The organism is Streptomyces sp. NPDC051018 (genome assembly GCF_044456085.1).
Taxonomy (GTDB): domain Bacteria; phylum Actinomycetota; class Actinomycetes; order Streptomycetales; family Streptomycetaceae; genus Streptomyces.
The window spans coordinates 363,061-381,998 of the sequence record NZ_JBITFN010000006.1; the positions used below are offsets into that span (position 1 = coordinate 363,061).

Below are 18,938 nucleotides of genomic sequence, written 5' to 3' on the forward strand. Positions count from 1 at the left end.
CCTTCAGACGTCAATCTGCCGACCGCATGTCCGGGATACCCGGCTCTTCCCCGTACGAGCGATGACATTTCGCGTCCGTGGGAGTCGACATCCCACAGCCACCGATCCGAAGACATTTTCGATGATTTCGATGATGAGGAAATGAAGGAAACCAACGCATGAGTACAGAACTGGCAATCGAGACCAGGGGCCTGGTGAAGGTCTTCGGTGAGAACCGGGCCGTCGACGGCGTCGATCTCCGCGTCCCCGCCGGCACGGTGTACGGAGTTCTCGGCCCGAACGGTGCGGGAAAGACCACCACGGTGAAGATGCTCGCCACCCTGCTGAGGCCGGACGGCGGCGAGGCCCTGGTCTTCGGCAAGGACGTCCACAAGGAGGCGGACGCGGTCCGCAGCCGGGTCAGCCTCACCGGGCAGTACGCATCGGTCGACGAGGACCTCACCGGTACGGAGAACCTGGTACTGCTGGGACGGCTGCTCGGCCACTCCAAGACCGCCGCCGGGATCCGTGCCGAGCAGCTGCTCGACGCCTTCGGTCTCTCCGAGGCCGCCGGAAGGCAGATCAAGAACTACTCGGGCGGGATGCGGCGCCGGATCGATATCGCCGCCTCCATTCTGAACACCCCCGATCTGCTCTTCCTCGACGAGCCCACCACCGGTCTCGACCCGCGCAGCCGCAACCAGGTCTGGGACATCGTGCGGGCGGTCGTCGCCCAGGGGACGACCGTGCTGCTGACCACGCAGTATCTGGACGAGGCCGATCAGCTGGCGTCCCGTATCGCCGTGATCGACCACGGCAAGGTGATCGCGGAGGGCACCAAGGGCGAACTCAAGGCGTCCGTCGGCTCCGGCGCGGTCCATCTGCGGCTGCGTGACGCGGCCCAGCGGCCCGACGCGGAGAAGATCCTCACCTCTGCGCTCGGCGCCGAGGTCCAGCTGGACTCGGACCCGCTCGCCCTCACCGCCAGGGTCAACGGCCACGGCAGCGATGTGGGCGCTGCCGAGCAGGCCGCACGGGCACTCGCCGAGCTGGCCCGTACCGGAATCACCGTCGACAACTTCGCGCTGGGACAGCCCAGCCTGGACGAGGTCTTCCTCGCCCTCACCGACAAGAAGGGAACGGCCGCATGAGCACCGCGACCACCACCAAGGACATCGACGACATCGTTCTCGACGCCCCCAAGGCGGAGGATCTCGCGGCCCTGCTGGTCAGCAAGGAGCGACCACCGCGCCCGAGCGCGCTCTCCGCGTCGGTCACCTTCGGCTGGCGCGCGATGCTCAAGATCAAGCATGTGCCGGATCAGCTCTTCGATGTGACGGCCTTCCCGATCATGATGGTGCTGATGTACACGTACCTCTTCGGAGGGGCGCTGGCCGGTTCCACCCAGGAGTACATCCAGTTCCTGCTGCCCGGCATCCTGACCATGAGCATCGTGATGATCACGATGTACACGGGTGTCGCGGTCAACACGGACATCGCGAAGGGCGTCTTCGACCGGTTCCGTACGCTGCCGATCTGGCGGCCGGCCCCGATGGTCGGATATCTCCTCGGGGACGTCGTCCGGTATCTCATCGCCTCGCTGGTGATGATGATCGTCGGCATGATCATCGGCTACCGGCCGGACGGCGGGTTCATCGGTGTGGTCCTCGGTGTCGCGCTGCTGGTCGTCTTCGCCTTCTGCTTCTCCTGGGTCTGGACGATGTTCGGGCTGCTGCTGCGCTCCGAGAAGTCGGTGATGGGCGTCAGCATGATGGTGATCTTCCCGCTGACCTTCCTGAGCAATGTCTTCGTCGACCCGAAGACCATGCCGGGCTGGCTCCAGGCGTTCGTCAACAACAGCCCGGTCACCCATGTCTCCACGGCGGTACGGGAGCTGATGGCGGGCGAGTGGCCGACGGCGGACATCGCCTGGACGCTGGGGTGGGGTGCGCTGTTCGTGATCGTCTTCGGTTCGATCACGATGCGGCTCTACAACCGCAAGTGAACTGATGTGCACGGTAGGCGGCGGGGCGTCTTCGGCTGAATCGGCCGAGGACGCCCCGCCGCCGTTCGGTCTCCCGGTGCCGGTCGTCCTCCCGCCGTCGTTCGGCCCGCGCTGCCGTTCGGTTCTCCGGCGCCGGGCAGGGGGTGTGGAGTGCGGTTACCGTCCCCGGCGGGGCCGGCGTACGGGGTCCCGGGCTCTGTTCCTTGCGGCAGGGGCAGGGGCAGGGGCAGGGGCAGGGGCAGCGGCAGGGGCGCCGGGTCGGGGGCAGGGTTGGGGCTGGGTCGGGCGGAGGGCGTCGCGGAGGGCCTCGCGGGGTGGCGAGGCCGGTGTCCGGCGAGCGGGGTGTTTGCGGAGCCGGTCGGCCGGAGCCGGGGTGGGACCGTCGGCCGTGGCGGTGGGCGGGTTGACCTTGACCCCGGGGGAGGCTCCAGCATCGATGCGGCCGGGAGGAACGACCCGGCGCGAGGAGGTTTCCGTGCGTGATGCCGACGGCCAGGACGAAGCGGTGGAGGCGGACCGGCGGGCCCATATGGACCCGCAGGCTCCTGTGAACCCGCTGGGCATCCCGGATTTCCCGGGCTCCGGAGATCCGCTGGGCCCGGGTCTGCGATCGTCCGGTCCCGGCGCTCGGCCCGACGGGAGCGGTCGTCCGGGCCTTGAAGGCCCGGATAGCCGTTCGGCCCGTTCGGCCCGGCTGACCATCGGGGCGTTCGCCCGCGCGTCCAGGCTGTCCGCGAAGGCGCTGCGCCGCTACGACGAGCTGGGCCTGCTGCCTCCGGCCCGTGTCGACGAGCACACCGGTTACCGCTACTACGACGTGTCCCAGCTGGAGCGGGCCCGGCTTGTCGCATGGCTGCGGCGGATCGGGATGCCCCTGGCCCGCGTCAGCGAGGTCTGCGATCTGTACGAGCGGGATCCGCGGGCCGCCGCCCGGCTGGTCCGGGCGTACTGGACGCGGGTGGAGGCGGATACATCGGCCCGTCGCGACCTGGCGCTCTTCCTCGCCGATCAGCTGGCCGGCCGGTCCCGCACCGGCCGGCTCCCGAACAAGGAGAACGCCATCACCACCACGCCCTCTCTCGCCATCCGTTACGCGGCACGCACCGACCGAGGTCTCGTCCGCGAGACCAACCAGGACGCCGTGTACGCGACCTCGCAACTCCTCGCCGTCGCCGACGGCTACGGCGAGCAAGGCGCCCCCGCCAGTGCCGCCGCCGTCGGAGCGCTCAGCGAACTGGCCGACACCCCGCTGCCGGGGGACCCGGAGGTACGGGCCGGGGATCTGCTCAACGCCCTGGAGGACGCGGCCCTGCGCGCCAACTCCGCCGTGAACGGCCTCGCGGGCTCCTCCGGTACGACCCTCACCGCGCTGCTGCTGCACGGCTCCCGGCTCGCCCTCGTCCATATCGGCGACACGCGCGCGCATCTGCTGCGCGACGGGGAGTTCTTCCGGATCACCCATGATCACACCGTTGTCCAGTCGATGATCGACGACGGCAGTCTCACCGAGGAGGAGGCCGCGTCCCACCCCCAGCGGGCGATGCTGCTGCGCGCGCTGGACGGTGGCGACGGCCCGGCCCGTCCGGATCTGCGGTTGCGGGAGGCACGGGCCGGAGACCGCTATTTCCTGTGCTCGGACGGACTGTTCACGGTGGTGGCGGACGACGAGGTACGACGGGTCCTCGAAGAGGTCCGGGACCCTGAGGAGGCGGTGACGGAACTGATCGCCCTCGTCCATCACGCGGGCGGCCCGGACAATGTCGCCTGTGTGGTCGCGGATGTGGTGCCGGTCTGAACCCGTACGGGGTCGGCGGCCTGGTACAACCGGGCTGCTCGGGCGCGGGGTGCCGGGTACCGGCGGGGGCCGGGTACCGGTCTGTTGGGGCCTGTGGTTGGCGGGCCCGGGTCTGTCCGGTCCGGGACCGCCGGGTGCGGTTGCTCTGGCGCCGGTCACTCTGGCGCCCGTCGCTCTGAGGCCCGGTCCGTCGGGGCGCAGGTTCGTCTTCGCCCTGCCTGTCCGGGCGCAGGTTCCGTCTCGCCGGGTCCCTTCAGGCGCCGGTCGGTCCCGGCGGTGGTCCGTTTGTGCTCGGGGTGTCCGGGCCCTGGTGTGTCCTGGCCTGGGCCCGGTCTGTCCGGGGGGCCCATGTGTGCTCGTGTCCATGCTGGCGCGGTCAGTCCGAGGCCCGGGTCCACCCGGGCGCCGGTCCGTTGGTGCCCGAGCCCATTCCGGCCCCGGTCGGCCCGCGCCGTACCCGTCCCGTACCCGTCCCGTACCCGTCCCGTACCCGTCTCGTACCCGTCTCGTACCCGTCCCGTACCCGTCTCGTACCCGTCTCGTACCCGTCCCGTACCCGTCTCGTACCCGTCTCGTACCCGTCCCGTTCGGGCGCTGGTCCGTTCGTACCTGGGGTCGCCTTGTCCGGGGGCGTCGGGCCCGTGCCCGTCCGGTCCGTGCCTGGCCCCGCCCCCTGTCCGTCAGCGGGACAGCCGCCAGTCGAGCGGGGTCGCCGGGCGGTAGGCACAGTACGCACCCGTCGTCACCGAATCCCGTAGGTGCGCGGCCAGTTCGGGGTGGAGTGTGTCCAGCTTGCGGAGGGTGTCGCGGATTCGGGCCGTGACCGTCTTACGGGCGCGCTCGGCCTCGTCGCCCAGGCGGCGGGTGCGGCCGCCCAGACCGGCGGCCGTACGCAACTCGTCGAGCAGCGCCTCCCGTTCGCGGCTGTACTCCGCGGCACGGCGGTCGTCCCCCCGCTCGGCGGCGCGGTCTATCTCCTCGTCCAGTTGCTCCAGGCGCTGCCGGTAGCGGGTCTTGGCCTCCTCGTCGAGCACCGGGTCTCCGCCGAAGCGACGGGCCGCGGCGACCGTCTCACCGCCCTCCGGGGCGAGCAGGGACACCGCGGACAGCTCCTCGCCCGTGTGGGCCAGCAGGGTGTGGAGGTCCCGCAGGCCCTTGGCGTCCGGGACATGGACCGACCGGCCCTGGAACGCCAGCGCCCATACGGTGCCGTCGCGCCGGAACTGCGGTGCCGCGACGGCCGGTTGTGTCGTCGGCCCGCCGTCGTGCCCGGCCGTCCGGCCGGATCCCCCCACCCCGGCGGCCCGGCCGGGTACCGTCGGGCCCCCGTCCTGACCTCCCGGGCGGCCCGCCATGGCGGCTTCCACGGCACGGGCCCCCGCCGCGGGACCCATGGCGCCTACGGGCGAAGTGGTCACACCCCGAGTGGCGGGACCGACGGCCGGTCCCCCAGGGCCCGTTACAGCGGACGCCGCGCCGCCGGAGGCCGGATCCTGCCGGGCGGCCTCGCCGGAGGCCGCACCGGGCACCCCCGCTCCGCCGAAGAAGTCGTCGCGATGGGCCGGCAACGGGGTCAGACGCAACTCCTCGGCGGACCGCCGTAGATCCTCCGTCAGATCCGGGGGTGCGTCGGGGCCCAGCACCCTGGCCAGAGCCGCGCGTGCCCGGATCGACCAGGGCCGCGCACGGAGCCGGTCGGCCGACGTGTAAGCCGCCGTCAGCGCGGTCACGGCCGCGTCCCGGCGGCCCTGGGCCGCGTCCAGCAGGCCCAGCCAGAGATCGACGGGCCCGCTGATGTCACAGCCGTAGATCGAGATCACCCACTGTCCCGCGTACGGGGTGAAGGCGGCGCGGGCCGCCTCGATACGGGTCTCGTCGCCCGCCGCCGCCGCGACCTGGGCCCGCAGCCGCATCTCCAGCGGGGCGAACAGCCGGGGCAGCCGCCCGGGAAGGGCGGACAGTTCATCGGAGAGCCGCAGGGCCAGGGCCGTGTCACCGCGCTCGACGGCGGTCAGTCCGGCGAGCAGCTGGGGATAGGGGTGGGTGGCGCCGTCCCGTCCGTCCAGCCCGTCGAGCACGGTCCGGGCCTCGTCCAGTCGCCCCTGCACCATGAACAGCGACCACTGCATTTGCGCCGTCACATAGCCGAACGCGCCTTCCTCGACAGGGCCCCAGCCGGTCTCCGACAGCAGGTCCATCGCCTCGGTGAACCGGCCGTTGAGAGCCGCGACCAGCGAGAGGTCCACGGCTCTCGCCAGCTCGAACCGGCGTAGCGCGCTCCGTTCGGCGAGGGTGGCGAAGGCCCGCACCTGGTCGAGATAGCGCGGGTCGCCCAGCTCCAGCAGGGTGACCCAGCGCATCGAGGAGGCGTGCAGCTCCATGTCGCGGTTGCCCGTGCGGCGGGCGACGGTGGCCATTTCGTCGGTGAGCGTGAGCCGCTCCGTCGCCGTGCCGAGTCCCCAGATCGAGTCGTGCCTCGCCCACAGGGCGAAGGAGAGCGCGTCGTCGTCGCCCTCGTCCCGGGCCAGCGCGGTCGTCCGGACGGCGAGGTCCTGGGCGATCTGCTCGGGGGTGAGACCCGCCAGCCTCTCCCCGTTCTCCCCGTTCTCTCGACTCTCCCCGCTCTTCCCGTTCTGGCGGCTTTCTTCGCTCTCTCCGCTCTCTTCGGGTTTCCCGCTCTCTCCACCGCCGATCAGCGCGCGGTGCGCCTCCCGCAGCAGTTCGCCGCTGCGCTCCGTCATCCTGAGGGCGTCCTCGGGGGAGAAGCAGTGCTGGTGGACGCTGATGGCGACCCGGGCGAGCAGCCCGGGCTCCCCCACCTCGCGGGCGAGGGCGATCGCCCGCTCGTAGCAGTCCCACGCCTCCTCCCTCTCACCGTGGTGGAGCAGATGGCTGCCCAGATCGAGGGAGATCAGGGCCGCCCGGCGGGAGTCGTCCCCGCTGGCCTCCAGAGCCCGCCGGTAGTGGCCGATGGCCTCCTCCGACGCCAGCCTGCCGCTCGCGTCCCGGGCCGCGGCCATCAGCAGGTCGACCCGCTGGGCGCGCTCCAGCTCCCCGCCGGCCAGATACGCGTGCCGCGCGAGGTCGGCGGGCAGGACGTGGCCGCTGAGCGCCGGGGCGTCGTCCAGGGCCCGTACGACCGAGGCGTGGGCGTCGCGGATGCGCGGCTCGTCCAGGGCGTCGTACAGCGTCTCCCGGACGAGGTCGTGGGCGAACGCGAACCGGCCGCCGTCCCGCACGGCCACCAGCCTGGCGGCGACCGCGCGGCTCAGCAGCCGGTCGACATGCGGTACGGGCGCGGAGGCGACGGCCGCGAGCACCTGGCGGTGGAACTCACGGCCCAGCACGGCCGCCGTCTCCAGCAGCCCGCCCACCGCCTCGGGCAGCAGCGCGAGCCGCCGCCGCACCGCCTCCCGCACCCCCGGCGCGACGGTGGTGACCGGGGCGCCGCTGCTCCAGATACGGGCGGTCTGCTCCACGAAGAAGGGATTGCCCCCGCTGCGGCGGTGGACCTCGTCCACCATGACGGACTCCGGCTCGGAGCCCGCGATCGTCGTGAGCAGGGCGGCCACCTCGTCCCGCCCGAGACCGGTCAGGGTCACATTCGTCGCCGCACGCGCGGCGAGCGGCACGATCAGCTCCTGGAGCGGGTGGTCGGCGGTCTCCACCTCGGCGTCCCGATAGGTCCCGATCAGCAGCAGACGCTCGAACCACGCGTGCTGCGCGGCGAATTCGAGGAGTTTGAGAGAGGCGGGGTCCGCCCAGTGGAGATCGTCCAGGACAACCACGACGGGCCGCCGCTGCGACGCCGTGACCAGGGCCGTCGTCACCGCGTCGTACATGGCGAAGCTCTCGCCGCCCTCGCCGCGGCCGTTGGGGTCCTCGCCGAGCAGGGTGGCGAGCCGCCCGCCCGTCGCCTTCTCGGCGTCGGCCCACTCCTCCGCGCTCGTGCCGCGTCGCAGCCCCCGGACGACCTGGACCCACGGCCAGTAGCCCGGCGCGCTCTCGGAGTCCCAGCAGGAACCGCCCAGCACGAGCGCCCCGCGCCGCCGTGCCTCGTCGGCCGCGTGGGTGACCAGCGAGGTCTTGCCGATCCCTGCCTCTCCGGTGACCAGCACAAGGCCCCCGTGGCTCTCCGTCGCCCGGTCGATCCCGGTCAGGAGTACGCCCGCGGGGTGGTCGCGCCCGATCAGTGCAGGGGTCATGCCCTAGACGATAGGAGACGGCACTGACAGTCGGCACACGGTAATTGCCCCCGAATTGCCCCTGCCCAGGTCGGACGGGGTCCGGGCCCCGGCCGGGCCGCCTCGCGTACGGCATGGGGGACGGTACGCGAGGGGCGCGGTGGGGGAGGTTTCCCCGGCCCGGCGGAGGTCCCCGTGCCCGGCGGAGGGGGCGCCCGCGCCTGGCGGGGTCGGCGGGCGTGGGCACGGGGCTGGGGCCCTTGGCCCGGGGGCCTGGGGCGGCGGGGGTTCCCGTGCCCCGTGGAGGCGCCGTCCGTGCCCTGCGTAGGTCCCCTGTGCCCTGCGTGGCGGGTCGGCGGGCGTGGGCCCGGGGCGTGGGGCCCTTGGCCCGGGGGCCGTCGGACGTTTCCCTCAGGCCCCCGCCCCGGCCGTCAGCTCAGCTGCGGGGCGGCCACCGGGGCCTTCGCCCGGCCCCCGTCGCCGCCCGCACCCGTTCCGGCCCCGGCCCTGGAGCCGGCTTCCGCACCAGCACCAGCACCGGCACCGGCTTCCGAGCCCGAGCCCGCGGTGCCGAAGCCCGCGGCACGGAAGTCCAGGGCCCCGAAGTCCCCGGCACCGAAGCCCGCGGCCCCTGCACCGGCGGTGTCACCCGCGCCCCGCGTACCGGTCATCAGCCGCGCCAACTGCTCGCCCGCGCGGGAGATCCGTACCGGCAGGGTGTCCGTCAGCGGATCGCCCGAGCCGCCCCAGTCCTCCGACGCCGCGTACACGGCCGTCGGTACGACCAGGGCCCGCAGATACGCGAACAGCGGCCGCAGCGCGTGTTCCAGCACCAGCGAGTGCCGGGCCGTGCCACCGGTCGCCCCGATGAGCACCGGCTTCCCGCTCAGCGCCTCGGGCTCGATCAGATCGAAGAACGACTTGAAGAGCCCGCTGTACGAGGCCGTGAAGACCGGCGTGACCGCGATCAGCCCGTCCGCCTCCGTCACCGCGTCGATCGCCTCCTCCAGATCGGGGGAGGGAAACCCGGTGACCAGGTGGTTGGCGATGGGCACCGCCAGCTCGCGCAGCTCCACCACCCGGACCTCGACCCCGTCCCCGGCCGGAGCCCCGGAGCCGTTCCCGGCCGGCGCCCCGGTCCCGGCCCCGGATCCCGTCCCGCTGAGGGACTCGCCGAGGGACCCGCGTACCGCCTCCGTCAGACGGTCCGCCAGCAGACGGGTCGACGAGGGCACGCTCAGTCCGGCGGACACGGCCACCAGTTTCCGTGTGGTCATCGTCATGCCTCCTTACGTGCGGTGGTGACGGCGGGGTGCAGAGGTGCGGACTCCGGCACACCGGCGGGCCGCAGGTTCGCGAACTCCTTGCGCAGTACCGGAACGACCTCCTCGCCGAGGATGTCGAGCTGCTCCAGCACGGTCTTCAGGGGCAGTCCGGCGTGATCCATCAGGAACAGCTGGCGCTGATAGTCCCCGACCGCCTCGCGGAAGCCGAGCGTCCGCTCGATGACCTGCGCCGGGGAGCCCACGGTCAGCGGGGTCTGCTCGCTGAAGTCCTCCAGCGAGGGCCCGTGGCCGTAGACCGGCGCGTTGTCGAAGTACGGGCGGAACTCGTCGACCGCGTCCTGCGAGTTCTTGCGCATGAACACCTGGCCGCCGAGTCCGACGATGGCCTGCTCGGGCGTCCCGTGCCCGTAGTGCGCGTACCGCTTCCGGTAGAGGTCGACCATCTTCTTGGTGTGGGACATGGGCCAGAAGATGTTGTTGTGGAAGAACCCGTCACCGTAGTACGCGGCCTGCTCGGCGATCTCCGGGGAGCGGATCGAGCCGTGCCAGACGAACGGGGGTACGCCGTCCAGCGGGCGCGGGGTCGAGGTGAAGGACTGGAGCGGCGTACGGAACTTGCCCTCCCAGTCCACCACGTCCTCCCTCCACAGCCTGTGGAGGAGCGCGTAGTTCTCGATCGCGAGCGGTATGCCCTGACGGATGTCCTGACCGAACCAGGGGTAGACCGGCCCGGTGTTGCCCCGGCCCATCATCAGGTCGACGCGTCCGTCCGCGAGGTGCTGGAGATAGGCGTAGTCCTCGGCGATCTTCACCGGGTCGTTGGTGGTGATCAGCGTGGTCGAGGTGGAGAGAATCAGATTCTCGGTCCTGGCCGCGATATGCCCGAGGAGCGTCGTCGGGGACGACGGGACGAAGGGCGGGTTGTGGTGCTCGCCGGTCGCGAAGACGTCGAGACCGACCTCCTCGGCCTTACGGGCGATGGCGACCGTCGCCTTGATCCGCTCGTGCTCGCTCGGCGTACGACCGTTGGTCGGGTCGGTCGTGACGTCGCCGACGGTGAAGATGCCGAACTGCATGAAGCTCACCTCTCGGGGTTCAGTCCTGGGGGACCAGATGGTTGAACGTTGAACTAAACCCTACAACGAGAGACCCCCGGGTGCTATTCCGCCCCCGGGATTCGGTGCATCCGGCCGTCTCCCTGCCGGGATCCGGGCGTCGGCCGCCGGGCCCAGCCCTCGGAAAACCGCCGGTCGGCGGCCTGGACCCGCTACGGAACCGGCCGTCAGCCGCCGAGGTCCACTCGGGACCCGCCCCCGGAACCGGCCATCAGCCCCGGAGAACCGCAGGTCAGCCGCCGGGTCCCGCCGCCGGAACCGGCCGTCAGCCGCCGGGCCCCGCCGCCGCGGGGAACAGCCGGCGGAAGGCGTCCGCCGACTCCGAGCCCGAGCGCCCGAACGGCGCGTCGAAGTCCCACACGAGGAACAGCAGAAACGCGATCAGCGCGCTGAAGAGCCCCGCGAGCAGCAGTTCCCGGTGGCTGCGCCCGATGTGCATGGTGAAGATCAGCCCCACCGTGACCAGCGCCCCGCCGATCAGGCCGAACCACACCACCCCCGGCAGGGTCGCGCCCGCGTTGGCCACGCGCGCGTTGCGGACGTCGTCGGCGACGGAGATCTGGTCCAGCATCGGCTGGTACGCCTGTGCCTCCAGCTCGCCCACCGGCACCCGGCGGGCGATGTCGGACCGTACGGTTCCCAGCAGCTCGGAGCCCCGCGCCGGGACTTTCTCGCCGTCGATCATCCGCGGCCACTCCTGGTGGACGACGTACGAGACATAGGCGTCGATGTCGTTCCCGAGGCGCTCGCGGAAGTCGGCCGGGTAGACCTCCGCGCGCCGGGTGACCTCGTACAGCGCCTGCGCCTCCCGGCGGACCTCGTCCTGCGCGGAGCTGCGGGCCTCCCAGACGCCCGCGATGGCGAGGCCCAGCACGATCGCGTACACGACGCCGACCATCATCGTCATGTACTCCAGGACGTCCGGGGTCTCGTCGGCCTCCTCCGCCACCCCGGGGGTCCCCTCGCGCCGGCGCTGGCTGAACAGGGTGACGACGAGGACGACGCCGCAGGCGGCGGCCATCGCGATGAGCAGGACCAGCCATTCGGACATGGGATCTCCGTTGTCTGTGTGCGTGTTCCACATGCGGGTGCGACGTGCGTGTTCCGCGAGGCGTCTCGGGCGGCGGACGGGCGGCGGACAGGCGGAGGACCGCGTACGGGGCGTTGTCCGGGGCACTCCGGCGGTGGCCGGTGCCGGGACGCGCGCTACCGCCCGCGCCGGGGCTTCAGCAGCGCGGCGGCGAGTACGGCCGGGGTGGTGGTCACCAGCATCAGTACGACCAGGGGCAAGCCCTCGCGCTTCGGCCGCCCGGTGATCGGGTGGTGCCGCCGTACGGGCCGGGCCCGCTCGGGCGGTGGCGCGGCGGGCGGGCGGACGACGGCCGGCGGGCGTTCCACCGGCGGCCGGACGATCACCGGCAGGACCTCGGGCGCCGCTACGGGGACCAGGGGCGCGGGCGCCGGGCGCTCCATCGGAGCTGGAGCTGGAGCTGGAGCCGGAGCTGGAGCGGGCGCCGGGGGCGCGGGCGGGGGTGCTGGTGTGGGCGGGGGTGCTGGTGTGGGTGGGGGTGCTGGTGTGGGTGGGGCCGAGGGAGGCTGGGGGGTCGGGGGCGGCGCCGGGGTGGGGGGTGCCGGGCATGTGGGCGATGGAGTGGGCGTCGGTGTCGGCTCCGGCGGCGGCGGGGGAGCAGGACAGTCCCGCAGGACCCGGACCGACACGGATACGTATACGGAGAGCGGCAGCGGTCCGGATACGGACACCGTCGCCGAGGCGCAGAGGATCCCCGGCACACGGACGGCGGCGGACGCGGACACGTCGAACGGCGGGGGCGAGAGCGCCGGGCCGGGCCTCGGCGGTGAGGTGTGGCGGGACGCGGGCGGGGCCGGGAACGGGGCTGTTGACGCGGCCGGGGCCGGGCTTAAGGGTCCGGGCTCGGGGGCCGCCGATGGCTGCGGGGTCTCGGCCTCGTCGTTCGGGGAGGGCGTGGGTCCGGTACGCACCGAGAGCCCCGGCCGGACGGCCGGCTCGGGCCCCTTCTGCCGTGGCGCCGCCTGCCGCTTCTCCCGCGGCCGCTCTCCCGGCTTCTGATCCCGGCTCTGCGCCGGGCGCTGCTTCCGCGGGCTCGGATTCCCCTGCTCCTGCTGTTTCCGCTGTTTCCGGTCGTCCTGCTGGTTCCGGTCCTGATTCTGGTTCTCGTCCTGGTCCCGGTTGTCGTCCTGGTTCTGGCTCCGGTCGTTCCGCGGTGCCGGGCGTGGCCCCGGCGCCGGTTCGACGGGCTTCCCGGTTCGAGGGAGCGGCTGTGCCCCGGGCTCCCGTGGACCCCAGCGATCGGTCATCAGCCGGTCCGCCAGGCCCGTCAACGGATCACTCCGGTGGTCGTCCCCGGACCGGGACCGCGTCGCGGGGCTCACCGCCGTACCCGCCCCGGACCCCGTACCCGTTCCCCTGCGGAACGCGGTCTCCCCCCTCGTGCCGGACGCCTCGCCCACGACGGCCGCGGACGCCCGTAACCGTCCGTCAGCGGCGTCGTCCACGGCGGCGGCCAGCCCCACCCCCTGCGAGCCGAGAATCGCCGCGATCGTCAGTGCGCTCAACTGCTCCCATCGGGCCACATCAGCACGTTATGGGCGGAGCCGGAGGCAGATGACCCTTATCACTCAGATTGGCGAATAAGACCTTTGTCTGATTCTGCCCCTCACAGGAGCCACAGCCGTATCGAAGCAGGTCACACGGTCAGGCGGCCTCGGCTCCCCTGGCGGCCGGAACCCCCGGCTGCCCCGGCCACGACCGTTCGGCGCAAGGGGAGTTCAGCTCCGGTACCGGCGTTCGGGGGGAACCGGGACAGAGCATCCCCGCATGCGTGCGCCGGGCCCGCGTGAGACGTTCGCCGGGTGATGGAAACCTTGATCCCCGGGGACCCGGCCCCCCTTGTCGCCGCCCTCTGCGCGGCCGCGCTCCTTCTGCTCCTGACCTCGGCCCTCCGGCTGTCGAGCGCGGGACGCACCGACCCGTCGGACGAGGCCCGTTCGGTGACCCTCGCGCTGTACGGGTGGACCGTCGCCGTACTGACGCTGGGACTGTTCATCGCGGTGATATAGCGGACAGTACGTCGGCGGATCGTACGGCGGCGGACGTCGGCGGGCGGTACGGCGGTCCGCGGAGCTGTCGGCAGTTCTGTCGGCAGAGCGGTCGGGCGGCGCCGGCGGGCGGTCAGAGCCAGCCGTTGCGGCGGAAGCTGCGGTGGATGACCAGACAGGCCGTCGCCATGACGCCGAGGACCAGCGGATAGCCGTAGGTCCAGCGCAGTTCCGGCATATGGTCGAAGTTCATTCCGTAGACACCGCAGACCATGGTCGGTACGGCGATGATCGCCGCCCATGCCGTGATCTTCCGCATGTCCTCGTTCTGTGCGACGGTCACCTGCGCCAGATGCGCCTGGAGGATGGAGTCCAGGAGGTTGTCGTAACTTCCGATCTGCTCGTTCAGCCGGGCCAGATGGTCGACGACATCACGGAAGTACGGCTGGATGCCGGGCCCGACGGGCGGCAGCGGATGGCTGGCGAGGGCCAGCAGCGGGCGTTCCAGCGGCCCGGCCGCGCGCTTCAGCTCCAGCAGCTCGCGCTTGAGCTGGTAGATACGGCCCGCGTCACCTCGCGCGCCGTGCTCGGTGAAGACGGCGGACTCGACGGAGTCGATGTCGTGCTGCACGGCGTCGGCGACGCCGAGATAGTCGTCCACGACCCGGTCCGCTATCGCGTGCAGCACCGCGGCCGGGCCCTTGGCCAACTGCTCGGGCATCGCCTCCAGGTCCTCGCGCAGCGGCCCGAGCGAACCGTGCCGGCCGTGCCGGATGGTGATCACGAAGTCGGGCCCGGTGAAGACCATCAGCTCCCCGGTGTCCACGACCTCGCTGGTCGCCGTCAGCTCCTCGTGAGCGACGTACACACACGTCTTGAGCACCGTGAACAGGGTGTCCCCGTGCCCGGTCGGGTCCTCGTAGCGCTCGGCCTTCGGCCGCTGATGGGCCTGTACGGCGTCCTCGACGGCCAGTGGATGCAGCCCGAACAGCTCGGCGAACCGGGCGAACTCGATCTCCGTCGGCTCGTGGAGGCCGATCCAGACGAAGCCGCGGCCCCTTTCGCGCACCTGCGCCAGCGCTTCCTCGGCGCTCCCGTCACAGTGCCGGCGCACCCCGTCCTCGTACACCACGCAGTTCACGACGGTGCTGCCCAGCGGTGAGCGGGCGGGGTGGCTGAGGTCGACGGTACGGCGGTAGGCGCGGCGCATCACACGCCGCAGCTTGCGGATCATCGGCACGGCGGGGCTCCTGACGCTCCTTCGGTGACCGGGCGAGTCAGTGTGCCATCAGGTGCCGACCGGAGGCGCGGGGTCCGGCCAGGGTGGAACGCCGGTGGTCAGCGCAGCAGTTCGCCGAAGAGGGCCCGGCCGAGGGAGGCCGCCTGCCCGGGGGTGATCGCCCTGCCCGTGTACTCGGGGTGGGCCGCCGCCCAGGCGAGGGCGGAGGCGGGTCCGGCGAAGAAGTTCAGCGCGCCGCACGTGACCTCGGAGGCCGGTCCGTCGCAGGAGCGCTCGCCCGCGTACACCACCGTCTCCGACGGCTGCCAGGTCATCCCGCCCCCGGTCGTAGTGACCGCGATCCGCTCGCCCGTGACGGGGTCCGAGGAGGTGATCACCGCGTCCGTGCCGAGCATCTCGGGGATGCCGAGCGCGTCGATCGCGCACATCGACCAGAACCTGGTGCCGTCGGGGAGCCGGACCCGGTGCGGGGTGGGGACGGCGGAGAAGGGGTACGCCGCACGGATCCGGGCGTCGGAGTCGAGGGTCAGGAAGTCCTCGGCCGCGAGTTCGGACAGGACGTCCGCCACTGAGCGCCCGTGCCCGGCGGCCACCGCTTCGAGGCCGGCGGGTTCCGGGGCCCGGCCGGTGGCGGCGAAGTGGCGCAGGACCGCCTGCTGTACGGCGCGCAGTCCGCCCGTCGCCGGGGCGAGGCGGCCCCGGCCACCGCGTGCCGCCGCGCTCAGGGGCGGATGGCCCGATGCCGCGGCGGCCCGGGCCAGGCCGAGGGCCCGGCGCAGTTCGGGCACGCTCGGGGCGCCGTCGACGGTGCCGTCGGGGGAGCGGTAGAGACGGCAGGAGACCGAGGCGGGGGTGCCGGGTGTGGTGAAGGGGTCGGTGCCGTCGATGAGGACGGTGGGGGAGCCGGCCATACCGAGGCGGGCGGCCTCCGCGGGGTCGGTGACCTCGATACGGACGACCTCCGGGGCGGGCGGTTCCTGTGTACGGAGTCCGGCGTCGGTCCGGGTGGCGGTCCCGTCGCTGTTCCCGACCCCGACCCCGACCCCGACCCCGACCCCGACCCCGACCCCGACCCCGACCCCGACCCCGACCCCGACCCCGACCCCGACCCCGACCCCGACCTCGACCCCGATGCCGCTGCCGATGCTGATCCCTGTGTCGCTGGCGGTGTCGCTGCTGCTGCCGGTGTCGGCCAGCGCGAGCGCGATCCGCTGTTCCGCCACGGAGGCGTTGGGGCAGTCGGGCACGGTCAGCACGGTGATCCGCATGGAAGTGTCGTCCTCCGGTCGGTGAGGTCCGTCGGTGGGTCCCTCGGTGGTGTCCGGTCGGGTGTCTCGGGCCGGGAGTCTCCGGTCTGGCGCGGCCGGTCTGTGGTGTCCGCCCCAGGGTGGACCTTCCACCCTGGTGGAAGGTCAAGCGAATTGCCCCGTACGCTGGCGATATGCGTATAGGAGACCTGGCCGCGTCCTGCGGGCTCTCGGCCAGGACCGTCCGTTTCTACGAACAGGCCGGGCTGCTGCCCGCGCCGCCGCGCACCCCCGGTGGCTACCGCGACTACCCCCGTGAGGCCACGGCACGCCTGGCATTCGTACGCGAGGCCCAGAACGCGGGGCTCACCCTCGCCGAGATCCGCTCGGTCCTCACCCTGCGCGACTCCGGTGAGGCGCCCTGCGCGCATGTCGCCGATCTCGTACGGCAGCACCTCGCGGACATCGAGCGCCGGATGGCGGAGCTGCGCGAGGCCCGGGCCGCGCTGAGGCTCCTGGCGGAACGTGCCGCCACCACCGATCCGAGCACCTGCACGGAACCCGGCATCTGCACGATCATCACGGCCCCGCCGTCCCCCTGACCGTGCCATTCGTGCCCCGGTGGCGTGTACGTCTCCTCGTCCCGGGACCGGACCGTCCCCGCACGGGCGGCCCGGGGCGCCGAGTGCCGACGTACGCGTACAAAGAGTGATCTGTTCACGGGGGTCAGACCCAGCACAGGTCCTCCCGGCTGCCGGATGGGAAGGCGGGAGGGATTCAACAAAGCTTGATACATGACCACTTACCGCGGTAGGCCCCTTGCACTCACGCTCTGTGGCGCGGCCGTCGCCACCACCCTGGCGGCCGTCGCGCCGGCTTCGGCCGAGGCGACGGGCGGTGCCCTCGACTGGCGGTCCTGCGGGCCGGCGGGACAGGAGTGCGCGGAGCTGGCCGTGCCGCTGGACCACCGTGATCCGGGCGGGGAACGGCTGACCCTCGCCGTGACCCGGCTCAGGAGCGGGCTGCCCGGGGAGCGGCGCGGAACGCTGCTGATGATCCCCGGCGGCCCGGGGACCTCGGGGGTGCGGTGGCTGGCGCAGAAGGGCGAGGAACTGCGAAGGGAGACGGCGGGGGTGTACGACATCGTCAGCTTCGACCCCCGGGGAGTGGGCGGGAGTTCCGGGGCGGGGTGCGGGCTGGCGGCCGAGGACCGGTACGGTGACCGGGTTCCTGCTGACCGGGCAGCGCCCGGCCCGGGATGTGTACTGCGCGGGTTGAGGCAGAACCGCCTCCGCCCCGCGCGCCGTCGGGCGCGCGGGGCAGAGGGTGCCGGTGTCAGGCCTTCTTCTTCATCAGCTCCACCAGGCTGGAGAAGCTGTCCGCCTCGTGGCCCGCCTCCATTCCGCGCCGGAAGATGTCCACGACGGCGGCCGGCAGGGTGGTGTCCACGCCCGCGTCGGCCATCGTGTGGAGCACATGCTCGGCGCTCGCGGTGCCCATGGCCAGCCGGTCCACATCGCCCTCGTGACGGCCCGCGTCGATACGGTCCGTGTAGAAGTCGATGAAACCTCCCAGTCCGCCCAGGGTCTCCTGGGCGTGCGGAAGGATGTCCGTCGCCTTGAGGCCGTTGGCGTCGGCGAGGGCGACGGCCTGCCACAGGCTGAGCATGGACGTCCAGAACATGGTCATGCCGATCTGGTACATCAGCGCGGCCAGGCCCGGGTCCTCGCCCTGGTAGTCGGCGCGGGTCAGGACCTCCAGCGTGTCCCGGTGCGTGTCGAAGGCCCCGCGCGGGCCGCTGTAGAAGGTGGACGACTCGGAGCTGCCGATACCGGACGGCGGTGTGGTGACTCCCCCGGCGAGGAAGGCCGCCCCCCGCTCGGTGACCCAGCGGGCCCCCGCCCGGGTCTTCTCCGGGGTGTCGGAGCTGAGGTTGACGATCACCCGGCCGGCCAGCGCGTCCGAAGCGGGCTCCAGCAGCGCGTACATCGCCTCGTAGTCCGTCAGGCTGAGAACGACCAGCTCATTCGCGCCGAGCGCCGCCTCGACGCTCTCCGCGAGTACCGCCCCCCGGGCGACGAACGGCTCCGCACGTGAGGGAGTCCGGTTCCAGACGGTGACCTCATGACCCCGTTCGAGAAAGGCATCGACCATGGCCTGACCCATGGGCCCGAGGCCGACCACGGTGACCGGCTGCCGGACGGCACCGGCGGCGGGAGAAGCAACGGCGGCGGTGGAAGCGGAGACGGACATAGGGGTGACCTCCATCACTAGAATGAGCGCTCTATCCAGAGCGATGGCGTGACTGTAGCACGGGACTAGAGTGAACGCTCTATTCAGCGAGATGGGGGAGTTTTTCAGCCCGTCCGGCGTTTGAGGACGGACTTCGGGCCCGGGTGGGCTGTGTTTGGCGTGCCGCCTGGCCGGTTCCACGCTCCCTGGCGGGTCAGGGCGACCATCCCAGCCCGTCCGGGGGGGTGCTCTTCAGCCCGTCCGGCGTTTGAGGACGGACTTTGCGGCGGTGGTGGCCGACTCGGCATGGGGCTGAGGGCTGGAGATCCTCACCCCAGCCTGTCCGGCGTTTGAGGACGGACTTGGGGCCCGGGTGGGCTGTGTTTGGCGTGCCGCCTGGCCGGTTCCACGCTCCCTGGCGGGTCAGGGCGACCATCCCAGCCCGTCCGGGGGGTGCTCTTCAGCCCGTCCGGCGTTTGAGGACGGACTTCGGGCCCGGGTGGGCCGTACTCGGCGTGCCGCCCGTCCGGATCCACGCTCCCCGGCGGGGCAGGGCAACCATTCCAGCCTGTCCGGCGTTTGAGGACGGACCTCGCGGCGGTGGCCGGCACCCCGGCAAGGGGCCGAGGCCCGGGAACCTCACCCCCGCCCGCCCGGCACGGCCCGCGCCGAGAAAAAGACCGGGCCGCGCGGCGGGTTTGCCGTGCGGCCCTGGGGCGGAGCGTGCGTGCGGGTCAGCCCTTGCGCTGGTTGATCTGCTCCGTCAACTGGGGGAGG

General features: G+C 72.3%; 14 protein-coding genes. 6 read left to right on the forward strand and 8 right to left on the reverse strand.

Annotated features, from left to right (window positions below; all coding sequences use genetic code 11):
* Positions 1–158: 158 nt before the first annotated feature.
* The 3 genes from ACIBCM_RS13885 (at position 159) to ACIBCM_RS13895 (ending at position 3,779) form a co-directional block, all read left to right on the forward strand.
* Positions 159–1,130 carry an ATP-binding cassette domain-containing protein gene (locus ACIBCM_RS13885; protein WP_399242664.1) on the forward strand — a complete coding sequence of 324 codons (972 nt, stop codon included), beginning with the start codon at positions 159–161 and terminating at the stop codon, positions 1,128–1,130.
* A complete protein-coding gene (locus ACIBCM_RS13890; RefSeq protein WP_399242666.1) occupies positions 1,127–1,984 on the forward strand; it encodes an ABC transporter permease in 858 nt (285 codons plus the stop codon). Before ACIBCM_RS13885 ends, ACIBCM_RS13890 begins: the two co-directional genes overlap by 4 nt.
* A 475-nt stretch (positions 1,985–2,459) precedes the next feature.
* Positions 2,460–3,779: a MerR family transcriptional regulator gene (locus ACIBCM_RS13895; protein ID WP_399242668.1), complete on the forward strand. Its 1,320-nt coding sequence runs from the start codon at positions 2,460–2,462 to the stop codon at positions 3,777–3,779.
* A gap of 680 nt (positions 3,780–4,459) precedes the next feature.
* On the opposite strand, the gene ACIBCM_RS13900 is transcribed toward ACIBCM_RS13895, so the two are convergent.
* The 5 genes from ACIBCM_RS13900 to ACIBCM_RS13920 form a co-directional block, all read right to left on the reverse strand.
* Positions 4,460–7,984: an AAA family ATPase gene (locus ACIBCM_RS13900; RefSeq protein ID WP_399242670.1), complete on the reverse strand. Its 3,525-nt coding sequence runs from the start codon at positions 7,982–7,984 to the stop codon at positions 4,460–4,462.
* A gap of 410 nt (positions 7,985–8,394) precedes the next feature.
* Positions 8,395–9,246, reverse strand: coding sequence for an FMN reductase (locus ACIBCM_RS13905; protein ID WP_399242672.1), 852 nt, complete (start codon positions 9,244–9,246; stop codon positions 8,395–8,397).
* Positions 9,243–10,325, reverse strand: coding sequence for an LLM class flavin-dependent oxidoreductase (locus tag ACIBCM_RS13910; protein ID WP_399242674.1), 1,083 nt, complete (start codon positions 10,323–10,325; stop codon positions 9,243–9,245). Before ACIBCM_RS13910 ends, ACIBCM_RS13905 begins: the two co-directional genes overlap by 4 nt.
* 304 nt (positions 10,326–10,629) lie before the next feature.
* Positions 10,630–11,415 (reverse strand): hypothetical protein, encoded by a 786-nt coding sequence (locus ACIBCM_RS13915; RefSeq protein ID WP_399242676.1) that lies wholly within the window; start codon positions 11,413–11,415, stop codon positions 10,630–10,632.
* A gap of 155 nt (positions 11,416–11,570) precedes the next feature.
* Positions 11,571–11,837, reverse strand: coding sequence for a hypothetical protein (locus ACIBCM_RS13920; protein ID WP_399242678.1), 267 nt, complete (start codon positions 11,835–11,837; stop codon positions 11,571–11,573).
* 166 nt (positions 11,838–12,003) lie between these two features.
* On the opposite strand from ACIBCM_RS13920, the gene ACIBCM_RS13925 reads away from it, so the two are divergent.
* Together ACIBCM_RS13925 and ACIBCM_RS13930 are read left to right on the forward strand one after the other, a co-directional pair.
* Positions 12,004–12,453: a hypothetical protein gene (locus ACIBCM_RS13925; protein WP_399242679.1), complete on the forward strand. Its 450-nt coding sequence runs from the start codon at positions 12,004–12,006 to the stop codon at positions 12,451–12,453.
* A gap of 806 nt (positions 12,454–13,259) precedes the next feature.
* Positions 13,260–13,463 (forward strand): hypothetical protein, encoded by a 204-nt coding sequence (locus ACIBCM_RS13930; protein WP_399242681.1) that lies wholly within the window; start codon positions 13,260–13,262, stop codon positions 13,461–13,463.
* Between the two features lie 112 nt (positions 13,464–13,575).
* Here the strand turns inward: ACIBCM_RS13930 and ACIBCM_RS13935 are convergent, their stop codons facing one another.
* Together ACIBCM_RS13935 and ACIBCM_RS13940 are read right to left on the reverse strand one after the other, a co-directional pair.
* Entirely contained in the window at positions 13,576–14,676 is a 1,101-nt protein-coding gene (locus ACIBCM_RS13935; protein WP_399242725.1) for a magnesium and cobalt transport protein CorA, read from the reverse strand.
* 104 nt (positions 14,677–14,780) lie between these two features.
* Positions 14,781–15,950 carry an alkylmercury lyase family protein gene (locus tag ACIBCM_RS13940; protein WP_399242683.1) on the reverse strand — a complete coding sequence of 390 codons (1,170 nt, stop codon included), beginning with the start codon at positions 15,948–15,950 and terminating at the stop codon, positions 14,781–14,783.
* A 173-nt stretch (positions 15,951–16,123) separates the two neighbouring features.
* Between ACIBCM_RS13940 and ACIBCM_RS13945 the strand changes: the two genes are divergently transcribed.
* Positions 16,124–16,531, forward strand: a complete 408-nt coding sequence (locus tag ACIBCM_RS13945) for a heavy metal-responsive transcriptional regulator (RefSeq protein ID WP_399242685.1) — start codon at positions 16,124–16,126, stop codon at positions 16,529–16,531.
* 733 nt (positions 16,532–17,264) lie between these two features.
* Here ACIBCM_RS13945 and ACIBCM_RS13950 read toward each other — a convergent pair.
* The gene (locus tag ACIBCM_RS13950; protein ID WP_399242687.1) at positions 17,265–18,182 is read right to left on the reverse strand and encodes an NAD(P)-dependent oxidoreductase; all 918 of its coding nucleotides are present in this window, start codon (positions 18,180–18,182) and stop codon (positions 17,265–17,267) included.
* Positions 18,183–18,938: the final 756 nt, after the last annotated feature.

Bases quoted from the DNA above. Each gene is read 5' to 3' on its own strand.
- ACIBCM_RS13885 (WP_399242664.1), top strand. From the start codon at position 159: ATGAGTACAGAACTGGCAATCGAGACCAGGGGCCTGGTGAAGGTCTTC.
- ACIBCM_RS13890 (WP_399242666.1), top strand. From the start codon at position 1,127: ATGAGCACCGCGACCACCACCAAGGACATCGACGACATCGTTCTCGAC.
- ACIBCM_RS13900 (WP_399242670.1), bottom strand. From the start codon at position 7,984: ATGACCCCTGCACTGATCGGGCGCGACCACCCCGCGGGCGTACTCCTG.
- ACIBCM_RS13905 (WP_399242672.1), bottom strand. From the start codon at position 9,246: ATGACGATGACCACACGGAAACTGGTGGCCGTGTCCGCCGGACTGAGC.
- ACIBCM_RS13910 (WP_399242674.1), bottom strand. From the start codon at position 10,325: ATGCAGTTCGGCATCTTCACCGTCGGCGACGTCACGACCGACCCGACC.
- ACIBCM_RS13915 (WP_399242676.1), bottom strand. From the start codon at position 11,415: ATGTCCGAATGGCTGGTCCTGCTCATCGCGATGGCCGCCGCCTGCGGC.
- ACIBCM_RS13920 (WP_399242678.1), bottom strand. From the start codon at position 11,837: ATGGAGCGCCCGGCGCCCGCGCCCCTGGTCCCCGTAGCGGCGCCCGAG.
- ACIBCM_RS13930 (WP_399242681.1), top strand. From the start codon at position 13,260: ATGGAAACCTTGATCCCCGGGGACCCGGCCCCCCTTGTCGCCGCCCTC.
- ACIBCM_RS13935 (WP_399242725.1), bottom strand. From the start codon at position 14,676: ATGATCCGCAAGCTGCGGCGTGTGATGCGCCGCGCCTACCGCCGTACC.
- ACIBCM_RS13940 (WP_399242683.1), bottom strand. From the start codon at position 15,950: ATGCGGATCACCGTGCTGACCGTGCCCGACTGCCCCAACGCCTCCGTG.
- ACIBCM_RS13945 (WP_399242685.1), top strand. From the start codon at position 16,124: ATGCGTATAGGAGACCTGGCCGCGTCCTGCGGGCTCTCGGCCAGGACC.
- ACIBCM_RS13950 (WP_399242687.1), bottom strand. From the start codon at position 18,182: ATGTCCGTCTCCGCTTCCACCGCCGCCGTTGCTTCTCCCGCCGCCGGT.